Consider the following 24,735-nt stretch of genomic DNA (forward strand, 5'->3'; position numbering starts at 1 on the left):
GGTATCGCTGAAGTGATCCAGCAACACGAATGCTATCACCTTGTCGGCAGGGGTCAGTTCGGGATCGCGACACAGAGCCGCGACGAACGCAAATCTTTCATCGGTTGTCCGCCGGAGGTTAGTATGTTGCCCAAGCAGTAAGTTCGTATTGTTCATATTTCCTCTAACGTAAAAAGCCCGCCCCGTTAAATCGGGAGCGGGCTTGCGGTGGTGACCCCGGAGAACCGGGGACGGTTGGTTGATTTTAGTCTTGGTTGTCGAATTGGAGATGGCTGCCAGCGGTAGCCACATCCAAGAATAGCATGAGGGACTCGGCTGCAAGCCTTGCGGCGTTTACGGCGTTTTCTGATCCCTCAACTTGGAAGAGGTGCGGCAAGAGCGTTTCGATGTGTTGTTCAAGAGCGGTGGTCACTGATTCCCCCTATGTGAGGATTTGATTTTGATCGACCAAGCTCTATAGGTCCATTTGTATTGATTTGCATTCGTGCAAATCTAATGACGATAATGCATTCGTTACGTTGCAGAGTCGATCCAACCTCAGTCGTTGATAGGCACCCAATGTCCGACCTAGCCACCCTTCTCGGCGAGAAGGTATTCATAAACTCCAATGTGTATCAACCGTCCGGCAACTACATCGCGGCGAAGGCCTTTAGGATCAGCCTAAAATGCCCTCACTGCTGCAAAGAGGGCATTTTTGATCCAATCGATAACGTTCAGGACGCGATCTTTCCGCGAACATACAAATACGACGGGCCACTGAATGATGCGCTTCAATCCGGCGCAGAGATGTTCGCGATTGGTGTGAGAAGTTGCCCAAACGCCAAATGTCGCGGAGCAGTCACTATCGTTGCGGAAATTACTCCTCACAGCGAAACCCTCGTCACTTATTCTCCACGGGCGCTGATTGATTTTCGATCAGACAATATCCCCATGATGATCGCGGAGTCGTTAAAGGAGGCCGTCGCAGCCAACGGCGCTCAAGCATATCGAGCTTCAACGTTGATGGTGCGTCGTGCGCTTGAACTTCTGTGCCAAGAAAAAGGAGCTAAGGGTGCTAATCTGAAGGAGCGCATTGGGAAGCTAACCAATTTTGTTACGCTATCACCCTCTCTACTCGAAGCAGCGGATGAACTTCGCATTCTGGGAAATGATGCAGCACACGTTGAGGCTCACGAGTATGATGATATAACCAAAGAGCATTCAGATGCTGCAATTGAGCTTGCTAAGAAGATCCTTGAAGCCGTCTATCAGCACGACGATCTGGTTGCACGATTGAGAAATCTGAAGAAGCCAACAGTCGCGAAACACCAGCAATGATCTCAGCCCTCCGAAAATCGTCGAACCGCTCCGGATAAATGAAAGCCCCACCTGTGGAGCGCATCTACAATATTTTCCTTCATTTCGAGAACGGCAATTGCTCGAAACTTGGATACGAGATTCACGAAACTGGACTCGATGACCAATCCGCAGTGAGCTACCTTCAAGAACGTGTCAGCGTTGACTGCAAAACAGCGCAAATATACTGGTTGAAATCTCCATTTACTGAGGCCGAGTACTACGCAAGGGCTCGGCTCGCCCAAAGTCACCACCTAATTGATGACTTTTTTGAACACATCGGAGCGACCTTAACGCCTCTCTTCGTCGTGACGACGGTGGTCAATGGTGAGCCGACCGTCAACTATGCTTCTGAACATAATAAACCGCTAAACATGAAAGATGTAAGGCGGTCACTAGGTGAAGAAGGCGAAATGATCGATTGGCTTGAGAAGTACACAAGCGCTGACGGAGTCGACATACCTCAACTCATTCACGACGATTATTTTCTGGCTATCAAGCTGACTTTCAACGCAGGATTGCATGTGTCGTCAATGAAGCTGTTGCTTTCGTGTATCGATAGCGTTGCTTACATCGAATTCGGGAATGACAAGCCTACGCCGTTCATCGACTGGTTGGATGCATATGCAGACCTAAAGTCTCTTGAAATTAGCGCGGCAGAGTTATGGGAACTCCGGAACGGCATTTTGCATATGTCTAATATTAGTTCGAAGAAAGTTCGGACGAACAAGGTAAGGCGGATTTCCTTTCGAGCCGGGGGACCAACGGATTATCCAAAGATGGGTACCGACGGAATATTCTATTTCGATTTCTATGAATTGATCTCAGCATACGCCGATGCGATTGGGCGATGGATTGCAACTTATAATGATGACCGTCCCAAGTTTGCAAAATTTGTCGAGCGGTACGACGAAACGATTTCTGACAGTCGAGTTTCTTTTACCAAGCTCGCGTCAAAAGCAGCGCGTCAATCTACCTGACACAACTGCGCGCCATACATTATTATGGCGCTTCATACTGCACTTAGGGGATTGACTCGATGAAGGCCCGCAACTCATTTGAGGGTATCGCGGCATTTGCCTTGCTCACTCCTCCCTCATATTCGCCTTCAAGCGCGCGAACGACCATTCCGATACAGAGCCCGGCTTCATCCAAAACGGGGCCGCCGCTGTTTCCCGGTGCGACGCGGTTTGAAATAAGCAAATACTGCTGCTTGTCGAGATAGGAAGTGACAATCGCGTTTAGCTCTCCGCCATGAGCCAACAGATAAGCCTGATCGGTCGAGGAAATGAGAGGGTAGCCGAGCGTAACAGTGCGAGCCAAAAGGTGCGCCCTTCCTAAAAGGGAAATGGTAACGGGCGATTGAGTCGCAGGCGTTTTCCCAATGCGCACTTCGATGGCTGCAATGTCCCGTATCGCATCTAAGGTCCAAGATGACCCTACAGGTTCGTATTTCACATCATCCGCATCACCTATCCTTAGAAATTCAATCCCATCACTTGGATCAACGTTGTGTTTTGCCGTTACAACAAAGAACTTTTCGCCTTTCCCGACAACAAACCCCGTTCCAATTCGCTCTTTACCGTCCTTAAAAACCAAAATTGAGGGAACGCTCTGGCGATACTTCTGAGCGATATAAACCGGACCAAGCACAATGTTGTCGATGATCCCTAATCTCCCAAATAGCGCAACCATCTTCGTATTCCATTGATACGGCGCGCGCGCATTCGGAAGATCGAGTTTCGCAACTAACCCCCATTCCTCGATCTTCTTCAAGAAAGCCGAGACCGTGGTTGTGTTCACGCCGCCTGAACAACCGCAGCCCATTAGTAGTTGCCATAAATCATGACTTGCAAAGAATCCGTTCAGTAGCAGCGCTTCCCTTGATGAAAAGTCTCCCGACTTCCCAAGCTGTGCTCTAACTAGTTTTTCATACTCTGCTTTATCGAAAACGACAGATAAAAGCTGAATGAGTGCCCTTAGCTCTTGTGGCGGGCTTAAAGCCAGCAACGTCTCAAATTTCATCGTCATAAGAAAATCCCCCGCGCCATTACAGCGCGAGGGATCGCTGGTTGCAAGGCTTACAGCAAAGCGGTTCAAGTCATTTCAGCTTCGATGTCGTGGGTACGCCAGTTCATCGACTCATTGATACGGCGCTGGACAAGCGTTGCGAGCGTTTCAGGATCGTGGCTTCCGCCGTTGATATTGATCTGCGCTCCGCCGTTCATTGCGAATGGCAACATTCCACCGCCCGACGCTCCACCGCCCTGCGGGACCTTCTGGATGATGCTTTGACCTGTTTCAGGTACATTCCGAACCAAGCTATCTGGCGTCTTCGAAATGTTCTCTTCAATGAACTTGCGATAGTTCATTGCCCCGGCGCGACCCCGACCCCAGCGCGATCCCGGCCCGACCCAATCGGTGAATTCGTTGCCGTCCTTTGGACTGATCTTAAAGCCCTTGATACCGGTCCTAGCTGAACCATTTGGGTCGGTGGCCAATCCCTGATCGGTGTACCCGCCGATAACGTGGCTCCCGGCAAGCGCGCGACTAGTGAATGCATCATACTTCGCGAACTCTTTTGGGCTGTTCTGCAACCTGCGGATTGCTCCAAAAATCTCACCGCGACGGATCGGGCCGTAGAAGCTCCTCGGGTTGATCCTACCCTCGGCACTGAAGCCAAGCATCTCACGCATGGTCTTGCCCTGCATGTCGGCACGGTTCATGAGGCTTTCAATCGTGCCGCCCTTGCTTGTGCCCTCAGTCGCCTGCATGGCGGCGAGGTGCATTCTCAAAGCCGGATCGTTCTTCAGCTCTTCCGCAAACCTCGCGCGCCGTGCGGCAAGAAATGCATTCCCGGTCAATCCAGCGCCAACATTATCGGCCACCGAGCCTCCACCGCCTGTGAATGATGGGACTGCATTCTTGTCAAAGAATTTTGACCGCCCATTATGGATGATGCCAGAGCGACTCATGCCAAATGCGGGGAGTGGGTTTCCGGGAGCATTGTTTGCCAAAGCTCTCGGCGATGCTTCGAATGAGTTTCTTGCCGCCAATCCCGCGCCTGAAAATGATTCACTGGACTGCCGCCTCGCGCTAAATTCCGTCGCGCCCGAATAGGATGCGAGACGTATGTCAGCACCGATGCTGCGAAGCTGATCCCGCAAGGCATCAATTGATGACTTGGTTTCATTGTCGTCGAAAGCAACTTTCTTGAATGCTTTAGCAGCATCCTCGGCAGGTGCGAGTAGTGATTGCTTCCGAAGGTGGGGCCTATCGGGCGATCCCCCCTTGTCTTTCTTCCCTAGAATTGACCCGAAAACAGAGCTTGCCGCCTCCTTCGCGAAATCCAAAATCAACCCCCAGACGCCCTTTATCAGGTCAAGCATCAGCATGGGCAGATTGCCAGTGAGCGCATTCTTCACGCCGCTGGCGATGAGGTCAAAATTCAAATGATCGCCGATCCAAAGCAGAACATTGCTCACTGGAATCAAGATAGTCTCGAAACCTGCCCCGATCCTGTCCATTGCCAACGTGAATTGCGCTATGTGCCGATCCCATCGGCCTTGCAGAGAGCTAAGTTTTTGAATGGACGTAGTGTCAATGAAGCCAGGACTTTTACGTACCGCTGCGATAGACTTTCGGATGTCGTCGGCTTTCTTGGAGTTGGCAAGCGCTTCGTCTCGCCACTCTCGCATGAAAACCAAGTCAGCGGCTTTGACGCGATTTTCCTCTGTCATTGCTTGCAAGGCATCATAAACCTTCAACAAGGTCTCCGTTGGAGCGTTTGCCATTTGTCTGGAAATGTCTCCGCGACCGGAGAACCCCAGCATCCGTGATCCTTTTTCCAAGTCCTTGGAGCGCTGCCCGCGCGCATTCTTGGCGTTGATAAGTTCGGACACGCTAAAGCCAAGGAATGTTCCGGCCTTTCCGGGCTGCAATCCGGCATCGACTCCGGCGGCAGTGAAGGCACTCAAATCTTCCACCGACATACGAGATGAAGTCAGGACAGATATGCCGCGCTTGTTCGCTTCCACAATTTCATCGGGATCGGCGGCCGTTTCTTTTGCCACAACAGCGATGGCGTTCAGGAAGCGGTATGTGAAAGCTGGATCAAAGCTATTCTTTAGCCCGGAAGAGATGGTCGCAATACGGGCCGCGATTTTTGCGGTTACATCCGTTCCGAGTTCAAGGCCGGTCTTTGCCTTCAAGATATTTTCAGTGAACTGCTCTGCAACTCGGCCTTTCGTGACGCCAGCCTTCAAGCCCTCATTATAAGTGCTGATAATTTCATTGATCGGGACACCGAACCTGAGCGAGGCTTTATCGGCCCATCCGGATCGCAGTTTGGCGACGTCATCCTTGCTCAACTCACCGAAAATCTGAGCCTTAGTTTCTGCCGCGTCGGTCTTCATGCGCTGCTGCATCGCTTCCTTGACCGCAAGGCCGATACCGGCGCCTACAGCTAGTGCGCCACCACTACTAAATCGACTCCCGACAAATGCACCAGCCGCACCGTTGATAAAGGCATCGTCCGCGCTTCTTGAACGGGCTGCCGATCGATAGCCCGCCCCGGCATGGCTATGCTGTCGCGCCAGTGCCGCCTGATGCCGTTCACGTCGTGCGAAGGCATCGCTTTCAAGTCGTGATAGCGAAGCATGTAGCCGCTGTTCTGAGCGGATACGTTCGTCATGAGCTTGTCGCCAAGATGCGGAGTACCTCCGCGCACCGGCGATCTGATCCTTAACGGATCGATCCATGTCATTGAATAGCTTCTGGTATGGATTGGCCAGATCGGGACTTCCCTTGCCGATTCCTTTGAGGGTGTCGAAACTGCGGTTAAGACGCTTCACAGAATTTTCGAGCTTGCGGACGTTCTGCATAAACCGGTCGATTACCGGCGATGCCATATCGACCGCAGATAGGGTTGCGGTGACGTTGAGACGATCAGTCATGTTGTTTCTCTAAGTGACGTTGGCGTGCCGGTACTAGCCGCGCATGGATGAACCTCCCGAACGGAGGGGGTACTTTCGGAAAGGGGTGGGGGTCGAAAATTGGTCTTTTGGGGGAAAATAATCTGAGTGGCCTGCCCAACCCGGGGGGCCTATGCCGATAAAAAAATCAGCCTCTTGTTTACTGGCTGGACACAGCGTTGGCGGGAACACCATGCGGTGGCTGCGGGAGAAGCTGATGAAAACATCTGATTGATGAGGACACGTTAAATCAGCATGCAGCGATGTGGCCGGACAAGGACCGGCATGGCGATAAGTCAGGAACGACTCCCGGACACCAATGTTCAAGTGTCCGGGAGTCATCAGGCTAGGTCCGTCGTGCTCGGCTAGCCTTGCGAGAGCAGCGGGAAAGCATCGCGCTCAATCGCACCATCTCAAAAATCAAGCCCAAGCATTGTCCGCCTTCCAGCTCCGGATGGAATCGTGGCGCAAGGGGCCAATTTCCGCTTGTGTATAAATCTAAAATGTGGGTATGAAGTATTTACAGACTTGAGGCCGGAGCATTCCCATGACCAAGCCAGTCCTGATTGCATACGTTCGTGTCTCCACCGGGAGACAGGGAAGGTCTGGCCTTGGCCTCGAAGCGCAGCGGGAGAACATCGCCCGCTTTGCTGCGGCGGAAGGCTACGAGGTCGTTTCCGAATATGTAGAAGTGGAGACCGGCAAAGGCGCTGATGCGCTGGACCGCCGTCCCAAGCTCGCTGCGGCCCTTGCAGAGGCACGGAAGATCAAAGGCACGGTGGTGGTGGCGAAGTTGGATCGCCTTAGCCGTGACGTGCATTTCATCAGCGGTCTAATGGCGCATCGAGTCCCGTTCATCGTGACTGAACTGGGGCCGGACGTTGATCCGTTCATCTTGCATTTGTATGCGGCCCTCGGAGAGAAAGAGCGCAATCTCATCGCAGCCCGGACCAAGGCAGCACTTGCTGTTAGGAAGGCTCAGGGCGTCCGGCTTGGGAATCCGGAAATCGAAAAGGCTGCAAAGGTAGGTAGAAAGGTGGTTGTCGCGAATGCGGACCGGCATGCGGCAAACATTCTGCCAGTCATTCGCGCGGTCCAAAAAGCTGGCGCAACAACTCTAAGGGAAATCGCAGACGCACTGAATGCTCGCGGTGTCCAGACAGCTCGTGGGGGTACTTGGCATGCTATGACCGTCAAGAACATGTTAGATCGGGCAAGCGCGGTGGTGTAAAATCATCGACGAGTTCAAATGGGCCACTTGTTACTTGGCATGCAGACCTTTGAGCAACATCTCAGCATTGCTAGTCGCTGATGCTTCTGAGTCTGCGTTTGCCATGGCTTCGTCAAAGATCAAAAGCTGATAGCCACTCATTCCTTTTGATAACGACAACGTTCGATCTTCGTGAATTTTCCAAACAAGTTTCGGACGTCCACCAAAGCCCTTCGCAGTGGTGGGCAGTTGATTAAGCCCCAACTGCCGAGCCGCATATTTTCCCGCTTCCTCTAAGGAATCGTCGCTTTGATATATAAAGCCCACCGAGAAAACCTTTGAGGGGGACACATTCTTCGTAGAAGATACGGTTAGGCTGCCAGAACCGACGTGGCACATAATTTCTACGCCGTTCTTTGCAGCGTCGATGCATTGCAAGCCTCGATCCTTGATAGCCTCGCGGACTTGCTCGCGCGAAAAGCCAATTTTCACCCCAAGGAAGCCCAACTCCTCCTCAGCTTGAGCCGAGGCACATGCCGCCACGGTCACCAAACCACAAACCAATATCGCTGACTTCATCTTCTACCCTACAGCTTTGGTGCGTCTAACACTTGGTACTAGCCATACCGGATCAAGCACCTATCGAAAAGCCTTACACGACCCACCACTGGCGAAATAGCCAGACGGGCAGGCGGCTCCCCTAATCTTTGGAATGGCATTCGGCGTTTCTTTGTGAAGTGCTTCGCAGCAATCTCCAGATGCAAAATAGCCGGTCGGACAAGCGCCAGCCTTCTGGATTCTGTCCCGCCCGTTCTTTGGCGTGCAGTATGGCGACGATGCCAGAGATTTAAGAGTTGAGGCCACCACAACAGCGATAACCAGTAGTAGGAAAGCCAATGAACGTGTCTCGTTCTCGCGTGTTCTCATCACCGTTAGGATAACCGATTGATAACCGAATGACCGTGAACAAACGCTGATCATGGCGCACTGTCTCCGACAAATTCACTCAGCAATTCATGGCCATAGTGCAAAGGAAAGTCGCTCATAACGGTCTGGTTGCAGGTTCGAGTCCTGCCGGGCCCACCAATGATTTCAATAGTTTGCGACCGTTTCGATGGAGTGTTGTCGTGTTAGCTCTGCAGCGATGGAATGCTTCGTCGCTGCGTTTCCGGCATGATCGTCCAGATCATCACGAGGCCCACCGCTGCGACGGCGGCCAATCCGAGGAAAGCGACGCTGCTGCCGAAACGGTCGGCGGCATAGCCGGCCAGTACGGTGCTAAGCGAAGCACCGATCCCGGTCGCAGTGCCGACGATGCCCTGCGCAAGATTGAAATGGCCGCTGCCGAACGCGATGTCGGCGACGATCAGCGGAATCATGACGGCGAAGACAGCCGCTGTAATGCCATCGAAAACCTGAACCGCGACCAGCAGATAGGGATCGCGGACCGTTGCAAACAGCACACCGCGGATCGCCAGCGCACTAAAACCGAGCAGCAGCAACGGCCTTCGTCCGAATTTTTGCGCGATGCGCCCGACTGAAGGTGACGTCAGTGCCACAATGGCCTGGGGCACGATAATACATGCGGCAATCAGAACGGGCGCCCATTGGCTGGAGCGTGTCGTCACCACGCCGGCCATCAGCGGCAGCATTGCCGCATTTGCCAGTTGCAGCAGTAGCACGCTCAAGGCGAAGATCAGCAGCGGCCGTTGCTGAACAAGCTGGCGAATGCTCGCGGTGGAGGCGACCGGCGCTCCCCGGAATTCGGCTCTGACCAGATGTTCGGAAATGATTTCGCGCTCGCGGATGCGCGACAGAGCAACAAGTGTCGGGATTGCCAGAATGAAAGTAACTACGAACACCGATCGGCTTGACAGATAATAGCCGCAGGCGCCCATTACCGCCGCAGCCACACCGTTTCCCAGCGAAGCGCATCGTGCGTTGCGTCCCAGCCGTTCACCGATCGCCAGCGGCCCCACCAGTCCGAGACTGATGGCGGCAATTGCCGGACCGAGGACGCAACTGGCCGCAGCATGGAGAGTGGCTGCGGTCATCACAACAGGAAAGATGGGCAGCACCGCATAGCCGAGAGCGCTGAGAGCGATCAGCGAAATTGCGATGCCGGCAGCCTTGCGGGCCGAGCGCGCAGCATCGACGAAAGCTCCGCCGGGCATTTGTCCGAGAAGTGCCACGATGCCGCCCACCGAAAGCACCAGACCGATTTCGACCTGGGTCCATTTCTGGGTGGTTAGATAGACTGCGACGAAGGGACCAAATCCGGTCTGGACGTCGGCGAGAAAAAAAATGAACCAGTCAAGCCCGCGCCGACTTTGACGCGAGGGACCGTAGGCGCGTGGCTCGCGCGATTCTGGTGCGATCGCGGATGCGTCGTGCCCGGCATGCGCAATGTTTTCGCGGCTGCTGGCATCCTCATTGGCCGAATCTATGGTGGCTTGTTTGGGCAGTTCAGGACTCCTCCCTTATTAAGGGATAAAGCGCATAGGCGCGAGGTTGCCCGACGCGCCGAGCACGACTATCGGCTTGTCCTCCTTGTATTCGGGCGCGGCCTTCACCTGATCGCGCGTCAGTTCGAGCGTGATACTTTCGGCCTTGTTTGCGACATTCCAGAAGTGCAGCGCGCTCCAGTCGACCACGATCTTCCGGCTTCCGACGCCGAGAAATCCGCCAAAGTCGATCAACGCGGCCCGTGGCTTTCCCGAACGATCGACGATCACATCGACGATCCGGCCCATGTTTTCATTTGCCGGACTTCGAATATCCCGGCCGAGAATGCCGTGGGCTTCCACGGCATCGATCACCGTGACGGAGGGGGGCGGCGAAGTTTCCACCGGTGCGGGGCGAGAGGATGTCGCTGGCGGCAAGGTGAGGGGGGCCGTGGGCGGCGAAGTCCCCGTATCAGCGGAGGGAACCGTCTGGCTTGATGGTTGCGAGGCGGAATCGGCGGCTTGCGAAGGCGCGCTGAGAAGGGCTGCGGCGATCCATGCGACGATCACTGCGAGGCGGTTAACCCCCATAACGATGCTCCCTGACTTGGCTTTGCGACGCTGCCGCCATTTGCCTGAACCGCGTTGCCCAAGTTGTCGAAAATTAGCGGGCGAGAACGATCGAGACTTGGATTTTTCCGCGCGTGCGCAACACCTCGAGCGATACATCGTCGGCCTGGCGTCTCACCCGCAAATCCACGCTGGACTCTCCGAGCTGAAGATTGCGCAGAATGACTTCGTTCAGAAATGCGGGCAGTCGTGGATTGCGCAAGCGAATCTCGCCGCGCTCGGGATCGAATTCGAGACCGAGTGCAGCTTCGAGTAATGTAAACGGTGTCGCGCTTGCCCATGCCTGTGGCGCGCAGGCGACTGGATAAAGTGTCGGCCCCTGACGACGTTCGCGCTGGAAACCGCAAAACAATTCCGGCAATCGCCGAAGATCCATATAGGTTGCAGCGTCAAACAGGCCCTTGAACACCTGTTCGACCGAATGCTTCAGACCGTAACGTGCAAGACCGAGGACGATCAGTGCATTGTCATGCGGCCAGATCGAGCCGTCGTGATAGGACATCGGATTATAGCGGGCCTCACCGCGCGCCACCGTGCGGATGCCCCAGCCCGAAAAGAAGTGAGGCCGCAGTAAATCCGCGGCGACCATGCGTGCGTGATCCTCGCGGGCGATGCCGGTGAACAGAACCTGACCGGCATTGGATGTTTTGACTTTGCATTGCTTCTTGGCACCGTCGAGCGCCAAAGCATAGGTGCCAAGTTCATCGCACCAGAAAGCCTGCTCGAAGCGCTCTGCAAGAATCTGCGCTTCGGCTTCAAGATTCGTTGCCCTGTCCATGAAGCCGAGGCGCCGTGCGGAGCATGCGGCCAGTTTCTTGCCGGCAAAGACGTAACCTTGAACTTCGGCGAGAGCGATATATCCCTCGGCGAGCTTGCCATCGGCGTGGAAGATGGCGTCGAACGAGTCCTTCCATCCCTGGTTGGCGAGGCCTTGCTCGGAAGCGCGCTTATACTCGACGAAGCCATCCCGGTCGGGATCTCCAGGCCCGTCAATCCATCGCAAGGCTGCTTCGATGGCGGGCCAGAGTTCTCGTAGCGTTTCCTCGTCGCCAGTCCGCTCGACATAGAGGCCAGCAAGAAGCACGAACAGCGGCGTGGAATCGACGCTGCCGTAGTATTTTCCGAATGGCACTTCGCGCAGCGCAGCCATCTCTCCGCCCCGCATCTCATGCAGGATTTTCCCGGGTTCAGCGTCGGCAAGCGGATCGACCGCCGTTGCTTGATGGGTCGCCAGCCGCTTGAGGACGCTGCGTGCAATGCGCGGATCGATCCATAGCATCTGCAGCGCCGCAATGAGGGCGTCGCGGCCGAATGTGGTCGAGTACCATGGAATTCCGGCGTAGGGATAACGCCCTTCCGGCGTTTGCGTCATCAGCATATTCAGGTCGGCGCTTGCCTGGCAAAGCACCTCATTGAAGATATTGTTGGATGTTTCGATGGTGGTTGCGCCAGCCGTGGACTGCCGCATCTCCCGGCGGTGAGCCAGCAGGCCGCGGAAAAATGGAACTGGCTTGTATGAGGCAGGCTTGTTGCAAGACACGGCCACAAACAGCGAGATCGTCTGTTGGGGCGCCAGATCCAGATGATAGGTCGCGCGATTTACCGCCAGATGCGATGGAGCGGGATCGAAATAAAGTGCGGTGCTCCGAGGTCTTTCGTCGAGCCCGATATACTCAAAGAGTACGTCCGTCGGATCACTCACCCGGCCGCCGCCCACGCCACGCCTCGGGCGTTTCTCGCCACGGACCTCAAACAAATCCGCAAAGTCGCTGTCGAACAGCAAGGCAAGACTGAAGCTGGCGCTGCGTTCGCCGTGGTTTTGCAGTCCGATCCGCTGATAGGCAGTGTCGCGCCACAGAAAGATCGTTCGCACAATGTGCAGCATGTCCTTTCGCAGTACGATCTGTCCGTTACGAAAGATGTCCGGATTGGTAAGATCGACGGTCAGCGACGAGTTGTCATCGCGTAAATTGGAGCCGAGCAGCAGGGGCTGCATATCGTTCAGCAGCAGTTCGAGGCGTGCGAGATAGCGGGTGTCGGCGTTGAAGAGCCCGTCGGGACCGCCGACGGATGCGCCGATGTCGCCGTGGCTGTCGAGCACCACGAAGGTGTCGTCGTGTTTCAGTGCCCGGCGCGGGCGCGCCGCGGGGCCGGTCATCGGAATATAGAACGGCGATTCTGTAACGCTTTCTATGTCACGAATCGTCGTTATTTCGGTGACGGCTTCGATTGCCATTCTCGACCTCGAAGTGGTTCAGGGGTGAGCGTTCCCGCCCGAAAATGGGCCGGGTATTCATGCAGCGTGCCTTGCGAGGCGATCCATCTCCCGTGTCACAAGTTCACTGTAAGGCCCTTGACTCTGCATCAGACGATCGGGCGGGCCGTCTTCAATAATGCGGCCCGACTGGAGCATGACGACCCGGTCAAAGTTGCGCAGCGTCGCGAGCCGGTGCGCAATCGCGATCACGGTTCGCCCACGCATCAGCCGTGATAGCGCTTCCCGGATGGCTTCCTCGGATTCACTGTCCAGCGCCGCTGTCGCTTCGTCGAGCAGGAGAATCGGAGCGTCTTTCAGGAACGCGCGTGCGATGGCAATACGCTGACGCTGGCCGCCCGACAATTTGAGGCCGCGATCTCCGACCAAGGTGTTCAATCCATCCGGAAGATCTTCGACGAAATCGCAGCGCGCTGCAATCGCGGCGCGCAGAACTTCATCGTCGGTCGCCGTCGGGCGACCATAACGGATATTCTCCATAATCGAGCGCTGGAACAGGGAGATGTCCTGCGGCACGACGGATATCGCCTCGCGCAGGCTTTGCTGTGTGATCCGCGAAACATCCTGGCCATCAATGCTGATGCCGCCTTGCTGCACGTCGTAGAATCTTTGCAGCAGGGTGAAGAGGGTCGACTTTCCGCCACCGGACTGGCCAACAAGTCCAACCCGTTGGCCAGGGTTAAGCCGGAGGCTGAATTTCTCGAACACCTGCATGCCGCCGGGATAGCCGAAGGAAATGTCGTTGAAGGCGATGGCTGAGCCGGCTTTCACCAGCGGTTCGGCGTCGGGATGGTCGCGCAGTTCGTGCGGCACGAGGAGGGTCGCGGTAGCTTCCGACAACCTCGCGACATGCTGTGTGACATCGACGAGCGCCACGGCCAGATCGCGTGTGGCATTCAGGATGGAAAGGCCCAGCGTGCAGACAAGTACGACGTCGCCTGTGGTGGCGTGACCCTGCTGCCAAAGCCTGAGCGCCCAGCCGAGCAGTCCGATCGTCAGGACAACGGTGATGGCGGCATGTGTGAGCCGCAGCACTTCAAGATAACGCAGGCTACGGCCTCTGGCGGTCAGCTCGCGGTTGACGGTCGCATCGAAGCGTTCATGTTCGTAGTCCAGACCACCGAACGCCCGGACTAGCGACATATTATTGATAACGTCTACCATCTCGCCGTCCACGGCGGCGGCTTTGTCCGCGAAGTCATCGTGCAGCGGCTTCCCTGCGGCGGCGATGCGGAACATGGCGAGCACCACGATGCCTGCGATAACCGTCAAGCCGGCCGCCATTGGCAGGCTGACGGTTCCAATCAGCGCGATGGCGGCGAAGGTCGCGATGCACGGCGGCATCACATTCCAGACGAACATGTTTTCGAGAGTGAACACCGCGTTGGAGGTCGCGGTAATGCGGCTGGTAAGCATCCCCGGTAGCCTGTCGGAGAAGTAGCTTGGTGCATGTCCCGTCAGGTGACGGAAAATATCTCGGCGTAAATCTCCGGTCACACCAACGAATGTGAAGCTCGCGATCCAGCTTGCAATTCGCCACAGGAAATTATCGGCGGCAATAAGAGCCACGAGAAAACCGAATGCCAGCCATACATCGTTGTGGGTTGGGCCGGCAGAGAGGCCATCGACCAAGTACTTGACGCTGTATTGTGTGCCTACGGAGCAAGCAACGGCTGCTCCGACTGTAGTCACTATCGCAACGTGAGCGGCTGTCCGCTGGCGGAGATAACGCAGCACGAAAGCAAACGGATGATGAGCGTATCCGGAGAGATTGTCCATAAAACCTCTTATTTATCGCTGGAGGCGTCGAGAATGCAAAACCCTGCAAAGGGAGTCGGCCCTCCAGCATAGGACTGTCGGTCAACGACGCTCATTGTTTCGCCACCGTTGTGCAAAAGTCTCTCCGTTGGCTGTCCGAAAATCTGATCGACTGAAATGGCGTGAACAAGACAAGGCTGTGGAGGGAATGCGCACCTGCAAAGGAACTTCGCATTTGCGAAAACGTTCCGCTGTTGCGCTCCAACAGGAATTAGTCCGAACAATTTGTTCATGCATGAGCGAAGGGAGACGATGAAATGCGAATTGCACAGGTTGCTCCGTTAACTGAAGCGGTTCCGCCCAAGCTCTATGGAGGTACCGAGCGGGTGGTACATTGGCTGACGGAGGAGTTGGTCTCTCTCGGGCATGACGTCACCCTGTTCGCTAGCGGAGATTCCGAGACGTCGGCAAAGCTGGATGCAACCTGGCCGAAAGCGCTACGCCTCGACGGCTCGATCCGCGATCCCAATGCTCTGCATATGGTGATGCTCGAACGGGTCCGCCGGAAATGCGATGATGAGGAATTCGACTTTTTGCATTTTCACCTCGACTATTATCCCTTTTCGCTGTTCGCGCGGCAGCCAACCCCATTTCTGACCACTTTACATGGCCGGCTCGACCTGCCGGAGCATCAGCCGGTGTTCAATACGTTTTCCTCGGTTCCGGTGATTTCCATATCGAATGCGCAGAGACGTCCGGTGCCGCAGGCCAACTGGCTACGAACCATTCATCATGGGCTTCCGGAAAAGCTGCTGACACCGCAGCCGGTGACGCCGAGCTATCTGGCCGTGCTTGGCCGGATCGCCCCTGAAAAGGGAGTGGATACTGCGATCAAGATCGCAGTCCGGTGCGGCATTCCGCTCCGCATCGCTGCGAAAGTCGATCGCGCCGATCAGGATTATTATGATGAGGTCATCAAGCCGCTGATGAATCATCCGCTCGTCGAATATATCGGCGAGATCGCCGATCATGAAAAGTCGAGTTTTCTCAGCGGGGCACTTGGATTGTTGCTGCCGATCAACTGGCCTGAACCGTTTGGCCTTGTCATGATTGAAGCGATGGCGTGCGGGGCTCCGGTCATTGCCTTCAACCGTGGATCGGTGCCGGAAATTATCGACGAAGGGGTTACAGGCTTTGTGGTGGAGGATGAACTCAGCGCGATCGCAATCGTTGATCGATTGGCGCATATGGATCGCATGGTCATTCGTAAGAGATTTGAGCAGCGTTTCACCGCACGGCGGATGGCACTGGATTATCTCGCGGCTTACCAGGAACTAACGGAAACGGCGACGCCGCGAATGCGGCTGGTTAGCAGTGCGGAATAGGCAGGCGTCATTACTCAGGATGACGAATTACCCTTAATCTTCTTGCATGACGTTGATCCTGTTGATGACAGTTGGACTACGCGTGGGACTGATGTGGCCTGCAAGAGGTCCTTGCGAGTCAGAAAGCGCAGGGTGTTCTGAGGGTAGGCGTCGCAGAACGTGGAGAGTGTGGTTGCGGTTGCCGAGATACTGTCCTGTTTCGGTATCACGGCGATCCCGCCATCTCTCAGAATATATGCATCTCTGACATTCGACATGCTGGTTGTGGCCAAACAAACCTTGAACAGGTTTTGATAAGCTTGTGGGGGGAGCGTGAGGTCACCACCGAGATTTCCCAAGAGATAGTCGCGACTCTTGCTGCAGCTCTCGGCATGAAGGGGCGTGATGATCAATGCGGACAATATGGTCGCTGCAGCGAACATCTTCATGTCAGCGGCCCATAGAGACCTTCCGCGGCATGCTGTCTTTCCGGTGCATTTGGCTCTCGAATGGCTTTTCCGTCATTGTTTTGAAGACAGTATTCTCCTTGGATGGAGGCAGACCGTAAGTCTCCGAAGCGCAACGTTCCCAAGACAGCGAACGGGCATGCGCCGAGGCGCCGGAAGCAAGAATGCAGCGGGTATCGTTGTCCTCCGCCATTTCCACCAGCGCTCGCGCGATAGCATCGGGGAAGGGTTCAGCAAGGAATCCTGTCTCGTCGGCGAGAACGGCATCAGGAACGCCGCCGATCGCTGTGCCGACGCTCGGCAGGCCGGCAGCTGCGGCTTCGAGATAGACCAGGCCGAAACCCTCCACTCGTCCGGCGGGGTCCGGCACGCCCGTCAGGCAAAAGAAATCGCTCGCACCGTAAATGTCACGGATAGCCTCGTTCGGAAGTGAACCAAGAAGATGAATATTGCAGTCTGACGTTTCGACCATGTCGCGGAATTCGCCCACATAGTCGGCCTCGCCATTCGGACCGACCACCAGCCAGACGATACTATGACGCAATTTCTCAGGGAGACTGGAGAGTGCCGCAAGCGTCATGTGGTGTCCCTTGCGGCGTGTGAGCCGGGCAACGGTAACCATGACGATCTTGTCTCGGGCGATACCATATGCTTTCCGGGTTTCGTCGCGACTGGCGCGCGGCCCGAACCAGAAATCGGACACGCCGAGCGGAATTGCGTGGATTCGCTTGGGCTCGATCGAGAAGCGGCTGTGGAACAGGTCGCGGGTATAACGACTGTTCGCAGCGATCTCAGTCCGAGGCCCAAAAACGTCCGTGGCGTGGATTGCCAGGCGCTTGAGGCGTGTTTGCGTTTCGTTGATCTCTGTGCCGTGGACCGTCATAAGCAAGCGGGCCTTCGTCCGGCGTCGCGAAAGCGCTACAGGAATGAAAAACGGCCAATCGGCCGCGTGGACAATATCGTAATCCTCCAGCCTTACGCGGTCGCGCGCGAGAAATATCTTGGCTGGAAGATCCCGCGCCGAATGCAGCCCTCCGTGAAAGCGCTGAAGATGAAAGGGGAACGATCCAGACTCTGTCTGCGACACTTCCGAATAATCAGGAGCAACCACTGTTATTTTTGCACCAAGGCCCGCGGCAGCGGTGGCAATTTCGCGTGCATAGGTGCCTATGCCGCCTGTTGCGGGGGCGAATTCGCTGGTCAGCATCAAGATGTTCATGGAGCTTCCCCGACCGGTCGATTAATAGATTTGCGAGTTCGTGGTCATGCCTCGCATGTTCTGGATTTCCTGATGATATCGAAAGACCCGCGCAAGCTGCGTTCCTGGTGTAAACGTCCTGATGCTGGCGGCTATGCGAGATGAGTCCATGTCGTCTTTGGCAATTAAATCACGAACCTCGATGAATCGCTGCGCGAGCCGATGCGCCATGTCCGTTCCTGATTCACTGCGCGGTACCAGATACCCGCTCTCGCCACCCCGGATGACTGCTTCAAGTTGAGGAAGGTGCATAGCGACGACAGGACGTCCGACGGCCAACGTTTCCAGAACAAAGCGCGGCATTCCCTCAAATTCCGAGGTGAGAATGCCCGCATGGGCCTGAGCCAGAGTGGAGGCCATGCCAGCCGCATCCTTGAATCCATGGCGTATGGTGATGTCTTCGATCTCACCAAATTCGGTGAACCGGTGCGGATCGCTGGTTCCGATGTAATGAAACTCGACTTTGCCCTGCATCAATTGCTGCAGCCGAGCGATGGTCCGGAACATTAGAGGAGGATCCTTGAACTCGTCCAGCCGGCCAGCAAACACAATGCGGAACGTTGTCGTATCCCGCGGCAAGGGCTGCGGCTTGAAGATATCGGTGTTGACCCAAGTCCATAGCGTATCGATCTTCTCTTTCTGTCGCGGATAGGTCTTCTGAAGTCGCTCGGTAATGTAAGGATTAACGCAGAGAAACTTGGCACTTGTCGCCATTGCAAAGCGTTCCCCGGCGTTGTGGACAAATGAGTATTTCCTCAATAGGGAATCCATCTGGAGTTTCGGCGCTCCTTCGCCGTGGAGCATCTGGACGAAGGGCAGGCGCAGGACGGCGGGAAGCCACGAGAATTCCACGCGACGCAGGTCAATCGAGCAACGTCGCGCTCGGATCAATTTCGAAATCGTTCCGAAATGGCGCAACAGCGCCATAAAGAATTGCCCGGTCAGCGATGTCCGGATGCTGCGGGCAGCTTCCCTTGCCTGGTGGTCCGAGTAGTGGAGAATTGGCAGAAAGTCGAAGTTGCGGCCTCGAAAGGTGAGTTTGTGAACTTCCCCAAGGCTTAGATCGCCGACCGAATCAACTCCGATGAAAAGCAGATCTGTATCGGTTGGGTGAAACGTAATGAAATCCCTGATGTAAGTTTCCAGGCCGCCAACCTTCTCTCCGCGCGGATCAAACGGATGAATCAGGCAGATCTGATAATGCGACCGGGCGTGGCCTGTATTCCTTGCTCGCTGCGCAAGTGTCAGTGTTGATGTCATGCCGCTTTCCTTATCCGTGCCGTGACAATTTGGGGAAGAATGCGGGCGACCAGCCCGGGAACGATCGCCACGCAACGGGCGTAGCGAGGTCCCAGCCTGCGAGGGCTGTGGAGCATTCGCCATGCCCATTCGAGACCTATCTTCTGTGTGATTTCTGGTGCGCGATCCTGCGTGTGGGCGATGAAGTCCAGCGCAGCGCCAATGCAAAGAAATCCGACACCCGGGACTTCATCCAGGCAGCGCGCGGCGAAGATCTCTTGTTTCGGAGCGCCCAGCGCAACGAAGCAGAGCCTTGCGCCGGAGATCCGAATCTCATGGATCGCTCGGTCAGCTTCATCTGAGTATGGATCGAAATTGGCACGAGGTGAGTATGAGCCGACAATCTCTAATCCCTGGAATCTTTCCGACAATCGTCGCCTTGTTCGATGCAGCGTGAGATTGTTGGAGCCTAGGAAGAAAACGGGAATTCCGTTTTGGCCGGCTTGCTCGCAAACCGGTTCGACGAGATCGGCACCGGTGGTGCGCTCGATGTGGTTTCCCGCAAGACGTCCGAGAACAACGATGGGAAATCCATCGGCGGTGACGAAGCGGGCGCGGCGATAAGCCGCGCGAAATTCGGGATGGTTTTGCAGTTGCGCGACATGGTCGAGATTGAGTGTGTAGACGCTAAAGCTGTCACCGCTTTGCGTCGCTGCCAAAATTGAAGACACCGCCTCTGACATCGATGGGATGTTGATGGCGACGCCGTCTACGGTGAGATTATCCTGTTGTCGCGTCTGCGAGTCCAGCATGCCGATCCCCTGATGACATTGCGGTCGAGGTACGCTTGCACAAACAATGCGCCCATCTGACGATGAACAATACGTTCGAAGATTTCTTCTCTTCAAAACGCGTCGTCACGAAATCGCACCATTGCGACGCAACGATGGCGTTGCGTCCGAACAGTTCGGTGGCGATGAAATTAATTCATTCTCTTGATGGAGATCTGTCATGCATGTGGCGTGTTCGCGGCGACAGGCGCTCGCAATTCTCGCTGGCGCAGGTGTTGCATCTCAAAGTGCAATTTCATTTGCGGTAGCTGATGAAAGTCTTGGCGCGATTGCTGCATCAAGCGGCTTCGTCTTTGGTGCCGCTGCGGGACCGGTCATTGATAAGGATGTCGCATATCGCGAGCTTTATGCGAAACATGCGAAGATCGTGACGACGGACGTCGCCATGAAAATGGGCACGATCGCGCCGCAATCGGATATCAGGCGCTTCGAAAGCGCAGATCGATTGCTGCAATTCTGTGCAAGCAACAAGATTCCCATGCGTGGTCATTGCCTCATTTGGAACGAGTGGGTTCCAGCATGGGTGAGGAACCTGAGCGTTGCGGAACGACAAAAATTTTTCGATAGCTATATCGAGGAAGTGGTCGGCCGATATGCGGGAAAATTGCAGTCTTGGGACATTGTCAATGAACCGTTCTGGCCCGGACACAAGGCACCAGGTGGATATCGACTGGGGCCTTGGTACGAAGCCTTTGGAACAGACTATATCCGGCGCGCGTTCGAACGTGCCGCAATGGTCGATAAAACGGCGAAGTTCGTACTCAACGAAGCGCAAACTGAAAGAGACGACGATGTGGGCCGCGCTGTTCGCAGCGGCTTGTTGCGGCTCGTCGATGAGCTGAAGGATGCCGATGTGCGACTGGATGCGGTCGGCTTACAAGGGCATCTTCAACCGCGTTATCCGCACGATTCCGGGCGATTTGCTGAGTTTGTCCATGCTTTGGCCGAGCGAAAAGTGGACATCTACATCACGGAATTCGATGTTCGTGATGATACATTCCCGGATGATATTCCCAGCCGTGACGCGATGATCGCGGAGACCGCCGAAAAATTTCTCAATACCACGTTGCGCATTCCCGCAGTCAAGATGGTCATCGCCTGGGAGCTTGCCGACAACTATTCATTCTATACGGATGCTGCCAAGAAAAAGAATCCGCTTGCGGACCGGCTTCCCCGGCCACTACCGTTCGACGATGCCATGCAAAAGAAGCCGCTTTGGTTTGCCATGGCGCGAGCGTTTCGAAACAACGCCAGAAAGACATGACGGGTTTGCTGGTGTTCATCACCCCGATTGCTGGAGGCGGGCGCGCCGCAGCCTGAAGATAGACGGCACATAGAGCACGGCGAGTGTTGTCATATAGATTGCCGCGCCGGCGGCGATATGTGCGACCAGCGCCACGAAATTCGCAGCATCGGGCAAGGCATTCAGCAACACGCCCATGGCTATCGTGGCGATCGTTATGCGGATGAGGTGGCTCAGTGGCAATGTCAGCCCGAATCTTGAGAAGCCGATCGTAAAACTCGCGATGGCCGCGGCGGAAGCGGCTATGACCGTCGCAACAGCGCCTCCAACGATGCCCCAGTACCAGATGCAGGCGAAGCTCAGCACGACGGTCACCGCCGCATCGATACTCGCGACCACGATCAGCAGGCGAGTGCGGCTGTGCAGGAGAAATATCTGATCACCGAAATGAGCACGCAGGTTGCGGATGGCACCGGCCAGTACGGACAGCGGTAAAATGGAAAGGGTCACCGGCTGGAAGGGCGCAGCGATCAGCAGATGGACGATCTCGGTTCGCAGCATGAAAATTCCGACGATGCTTGGCGCGAGAATGGCGACCAGAAGTGCGCTGTTGTCGGCAAGCTGTCGCATCGCGGCAGCGTTGCCGCCGTCCTCCATGCGTTTGACAGCGATCGGGAAAGCAGCCGCGGTGACCAGCATCGCCGCAACAGCGGCAGCTCGCTGGCCGAGGCCGTAGCCGACGGCGAACAGGCCGGCCGCGGCGATGCCCAGTATGTCGTTGACGATGAAACGCGAGGCATTGAGGCCGACCCAGCCGAGCGCGCCGCCGATGATGATCGGGATGCCATAATGCAGAGCGTGATTGATGATGGCGCGGTCGATCGGCCACAGGCGCCAGCCATGAGCGATGCGCGGCAGCACGACGAGCGTAGCGAACAATTGTGCAGCCGCATAGCCAGCCAAGGGCCACTCAGGGCTCTGACCGAGAATCTTGATCATGATCAGGCCGATGATGAAGCCAATCGCGGGGCCTGCGACCTGCTGGATCGAGTAGATGCCGATCTGCTGCTGCACGCGGGCACGTTCGCCAATATAGAGGTTAAGCGAGCGGGTCATGACGTAGGCGACGGTCGCAGCGAGCAGCCCGGTATTAGCATCTGGCGCAATCACCAGAAGAAGAATGCCGATGATGGCGAGGCTTTGGACGACGACAGAGATGAACAGGATCGCATTTTCCGTCCGATAAAATCGCTTGGCGTCGTCGCCGTTCTGGAATCGGCCGAAGAAACGCAGCACGTATTGTGACCACCAGGCAAGAAAGCCGATTTGTAAGAGTTCGTGCGTGGCGGTTACGAGCGTGATAACGCCGAACGTGTGTTCGCTGACGACATGGGTCCAGACGATCATGGCGATCAACTGGAACAGCGGGCCGACGACCTGAGCCGGCATGTAGAGAAGGGTGTGGCGCAACAACATGATCAGGCTCCCAGCCGGCGCGAAAGACTGGAAGGTGCGATCCGCCGTACAGCCAACAAGGCTACAATGCTGGCGACAGCGGTCACCGAATAGGTGATTGCAAATTCAGCCACAGCGCCGGATGCATGCAAAGACGCGTGGTCACGGAGCATCATGACAGCAAAGATATGCCAAAGGTAGATGAAATAGCTGCCGGATCCGATGGTGGCCAGGAATGGTAGCTGTGGATGAAGGACAAACAGCAGGATGCAGAACAGCGCCGCGTAGCCAAAAAAGGCAACCGAGTCGTAGTCCGCGGCATCGCCGATGCCGAATAGCCGCACCGACGCGTATATAATGTAGGCAGCCAAGGCGGAACCAGTGATCGTGAGGCGCATGTCGCGAAGCGCCAGACCGGTCTCTGAGCTTCCGACGAGAGCGCCGAGGGCCGCAAAGCAGAACCAGAACGGAATATCGCGCAGGCGGACCTCCTGAATGATCGAATCTGCGTAGCCTGACCGGGTCAGGAGAGGGTCGATGTAACTCCCGGCGATCAGGCCGAACGCAATCGAGAGTGCAAGGAGAACGACGAGTCTGCGGGGGAAGGACGCACCGCTGTCCGCGATGCGAAAAATTAACCACAAGCCGACGGTGCAGCCGATATAGACGAAGACATAATAATAGACGAACACATAGGCGAGAATGAAGCGTGCAATTGTCGTCGTAACACGGTGGTCCATCGCTGGATTATGCATCGCCATATAAAGATAGGCTGCGACGAAGGCGATGGCGTACGGCACAAGTGCCGTCTTGATCCGCTTCCATAAGGCAACCCGTCCAGAGAGAGCGGTAAGATAGCCCGACGCGAAAAGAAAGATCGGCACGCAGGGCCGCAGCATCGCGTCCGCCAATTTCTGCCAGGAAGGATCGAGCGGCTGGGGCAGCGAGTGAATTCCAATCACCATGAGAATGGCAACTCCGCGCATGGTGTCGATACCAGCGTCGCGGCCGACCACCTGCGCGTGTGTGTTCCGCTCCGGAATCCAACCCGTGTCAGTGCGTGCTGCTATCGTCATCGGGCTTGCTCCGGCTGCGAGGTCACGGATACCGATAATCGTCGCGCAAAACGGCGGTCGAACACCCTGTTCAGGTATTCCCGAGCCGGGGTTTCGAAGAAGCGATATGAAAAAATACTCGCGGCAGCGAGAAGGACGATGGCGGCAGGAAGCAGCAGCAGCTTTCCGCCGGGGATTGTCGCGAAATAGCGCCCCCCGAACGTCAATACGACGGTAGCGACCGGAATGTGCAGCATGTAGCAGGAATAAGTGTAGACAGCGGCGCTATCCAGACGGAGGCGTGTCAGCCAAGTCGACGCGCCAGATGTATCGTACAGGATCGCGAGAACGGCGATCGCATAGACTGCAACAAGAGCCGCCATGTCCGGCAACAACCACCCAAGCATGACGAATGCAGCCAAGGCAGTCGTTAACCCGCCGGGAACCACCGGCCAGCGTGCGATCTGGTGACGGAAAAGGTAACACGCAACGCCGAGATTAAACCCCGGAAGTGCCCTGAAGACACCGCCCTTGTTGATCCATTCCGCCCAAGGGCCGGTTCCGGCCGCGGTAGCATAGAGGCTATTTACAGCAGCAGGAATCAAGACAAGCGCCAGAACGAGCCATCGGCGTTGCGTGGTAAGGCGTGCTACGACCGGGAAAGCCAGATAACAGAACATTTCGGCGGACAACGACCAGCTCGGGAAATTGAAAGTCAGTCGCTGACCATCGAGAGCGTGCAGCAACAGAAGTTGGGCGGGGACATCGGATAGGGGATAGCGCGCGGCATTGTCGCTTCGAGCCAATCCGAAATACAGTGCGAGAGCAACGATGAGATAGAATGCGAGCGTGGCCAGATGCAGCGGATAGATCCGGGCCAACCGCCGCCAAATAAATCGTCTCGCCGCTGGAAAATCATCGACCTTGCCGAGATACTGACTCGCAATCACAAAGCCGGATACGACAAAGAAAAGATCGACGAACAAGTTGAAATGCAGGGTGTGCTCGAGCATGAACCCGCCGGCCGGAGCATCCTTCACATAGTCCGAGTAGTGCAGAACCACCACAGCGCCTGCGGCGATAATTCGCAGCGCATCTAGATGGCGCGTTGTGCTTTGCATTTCCTGCAACGAATCGTTCCTGTCTGAGAATGTGAGCGAAAGAGATATGTCATCCTA

18 protein-coding genes are annotated in these 24,735 nt (G+C 55.9%); 5 read left to right on the forward strand and 13 right to left on the reverse strand.

Translation table 11 applies throughout. The features are described 5' to 3' along the window. Positions 1–558: 558 nt before the first annotated feature. Positions 559–1,317 (forward strand): DUF4145 domain-containing protein, encoded by a 759-nt coding sequence (locus LVY71_RS06445; protein WP_235098982.1) that lies wholly within the window; start codon positions 559–561, stop codon positions 1,315–1,317. 38 nt (positions 1,318–1,355) lie between these two features. Next, complete coding sequence (locus LVY71_RS06450; protein WP_235098983.1) at positions 1,356–2,315, forward strand: hypothetical protein; 960 nt, start codon at positions 1,356–1,358, stop codon at positions 2,313–2,315. A 43-nt stretch (positions 2,316–2,358) separates the two neighbouring features. Here LVY71_RS06450 and LVY71_RS06455 read toward each other — a convergent pair whose 3' ends face one another. Then, the gene (locus LVY71_RS06455) at positions 2,359–3,366 is read right to left on the reverse strand and encodes a S1 family peptidase (RefSeq protein WP_235098984.1); all 1,008 of its coding nucleotides are present in this window, start codon (positions 3,364–3,366) and stop codon (positions 2,359–2,361) included. Positions 3,367–3,431: 65 nt separating this feature from the next. Then, the gene (locus LVY71_RS06460) at positions 3,432–6,290 is read right to left on the reverse strand and encodes a phage tail tape measure protein (RefSeq protein WP_235098985.1); all 2,859 of its coding nucleotides are present in this window, start codon (positions 6,288–6,290) and stop codon (positions 3,432–3,434) included. 565 nt (positions 6,291–6,855) lie between these two features. Between LVY71_RS06460 and LVY71_RS06465 the strand changes: the two genes are divergently transcribed. Further along, on the forward strand, positions 6,856–7,539 hold the full coding sequence (locus LVY71_RS06465) for a recombinase family protein (RefSeq protein ID WP_235098986.1): 684 nt from the start codon (positions 6,856–6,858) through the stop codon (positions 7,537–7,539). Between the two features lie 30 nt (positions 7,540–7,569). Here LVY71_RS06465 and LVY71_RS06470 read toward each other — a convergent pair whose 3' ends face one another. From LVY71_RS06470 to LVY71_RS06490, 5 genes are all read right to left on the reverse strand, one after another. Beyond that, a complete protein-coding gene (locus LVY71_RS06470; RefSeq protein WP_235098987.1) occupies positions 7,570–8,097 on the reverse strand; it encodes a hypothetical protein in 528 nt (175 codons plus the stop codon). 551 nt (positions 8,098–8,648) lie between these two features. Next, the gene (locus LVY71_RS06475; protein WP_235100029.1) at positions 8,649–9,896 is read right to left on the reverse strand and encodes an MFS transporter; all 1,248 of its coding nucleotides are present in this window, start codon (positions 9,894–9,896) and stop codon (positions 8,649–8,651) included. Positions 9,897–10,001: 105 nt separating this feature from the next. After that, a complete protein-coding gene (locus LVY71_RS06480) occupies positions 10,002–10,553 on the reverse strand; it encodes a PRC-barrel domain-containing protein (protein WP_235098988.1) in 552 nt (183 codons plus the stop codon). 73 nt (positions 10,554–10,626) lie between these two features. Further along, complete coding sequence (locus tag LVY71_RS06485; protein ID WP_235098989.1) at positions 10,627–12,828, reverse strand: amylo-alpha-1,6-glucosidase; 2,202 nt, start codon at positions 12,826–12,828, stop codon at positions 10,627–10,629. 57 nt (positions 12,829–12,885) lie between these two features. Continuing rightward, a complete protein-coding gene (locus tag LVY71_RS06490; protein WP_235098990.1) occupies positions 12,886–14,646 on the reverse strand; it encodes an ABC transporter ATP-binding protein in 1,761 nt (586 codons plus the stop codon). Positions 14,647–14,942: 296 nt separating this feature from the next. On the opposite strand from LVY71_RS06490, the gene LVY71_RS06495 reads away from it, so the two are divergent. After that, positions 14,943–16,010 (forward strand): glycosyltransferase family 4 protein, encoded by a 1,068-nt coding sequence (locus LVY71_RS06495; protein WP_235098991.1) that lies wholly within the window; start codon positions 14,943–14,945, stop codon positions 16,008–16,010. A 429-nt stretch (positions 16,011–16,439) separates the two neighbouring features. Here LVY71_RS06495 and LVY71_RS06500 read toward each other — a convergent pair whose 3' ends face one another. From LVY71_RS06500 to LVY71_RS06510, 3 genes are read right to left on the reverse strand one after another with little or no spacing between them, the layout of a single operon-like run. Beyond that, entirely contained in the window at positions 16,440–17,675 is a 1,236-nt protein-coding gene (locus tag LVY71_RS06500; RefSeq protein ID WP_235098992.1) for a glycosyltransferase family 4 protein, read from the reverse strand. Positions 17,676–17,696: 21 nt separating this feature from the next. Further along, complete coding sequence (locus LVY71_RS06505) at positions 17,697–18,974, reverse strand: glycosyltransferase family 4 protein (RefSeq protein WP_235098993.1); 1,278 nt, start codon at positions 18,972–18,974, stop codon at positions 17,697–17,699. Beyond that, complete coding sequence (locus tag LVY71_RS06510; RefSeq protein ID WP_235098994.1) at positions 18,971–19,765, reverse strand: WecB/TagA/CpsF family glycosyltransferase; 795 nt, start codon at positions 19,763–19,765, stop codon at positions 18,971–18,973. The genes LVY71_RS06505 and LVY71_RS06510 overlap by 4 nt, the downstream gene beginning before the upstream one ends. A gap of 199 nt (positions 19,766–19,964) precedes the next feature. On the opposite strand from LVY71_RS06510, the gene LVY71_RS06515 reads away from it, so the two are divergent. Beyond that, positions 19,965–21,068: an endo-1,4-beta-xylanase gene (locus LVY71_RS06515; RefSeq protein ID WP_235098995.1), complete on the forward strand. Its 1,104-nt coding sequence runs from the start codon at positions 19,965–19,967 to the stop codon at positions 21,066–21,068. A gap of 18 nt (positions 21,069–21,086) precedes the next feature. Here the strand turns inward: LVY71_RS06515 and LVY71_RS06520 are convergent, their stop codons facing one another. Genes LVY71_RS06520 through LVY71_RS06530 form a run of 3 tightly spaced genes read right to left on the reverse strand, consistent with a single transcriptional unit; the run spans position 21,087 to position 24,678 of the window. After that, on the reverse strand, positions 21,087–22,523 hold the full coding sequence (locus LVY71_RS06520; RefSeq protein ID WP_235098996.1) for a lipopolysaccharide biosynthesis protein: 1,437 nt from the start codon (positions 22,521–22,523) through the stop codon (positions 21,087–21,089). A 2-nt stretch (positions 22,524–22,525) separates the two neighbouring features. Then, entirely contained in the window at positions 22,526–23,578 is a 1,053-nt protein-coding gene (locus LVY71_RS06525; protein ID WP_235098997.1) for an acyltransferase family protein, read from the reverse strand. After that, complete coding sequence (locus tag LVY71_RS06530; protein ID WP_235100030.1) at positions 23,575–24,678, reverse strand: acyltransferase family protein; 1,104 nt, start codon at positions 24,676–24,678, stop codon at positions 23,575–23,577. The genes LVY71_RS06525 and LVY71_RS06530 overlap by 4 nt, the downstream gene beginning before the upstream one ends. Positions 24,679–24,735: the final 57 nt, after the last annotated feature.

Origin of the sequence: Bradyrhizobium sp. G127 (assembly GCF_021502575.1) — a bacterium.
In the GTDB taxonomy this organism is placed as follows: domain Bacteria; phylum Pseudomonadota; class Alphaproteobacteria; order Rhizobiales; family Xanthobacteraceae; genus Afipia.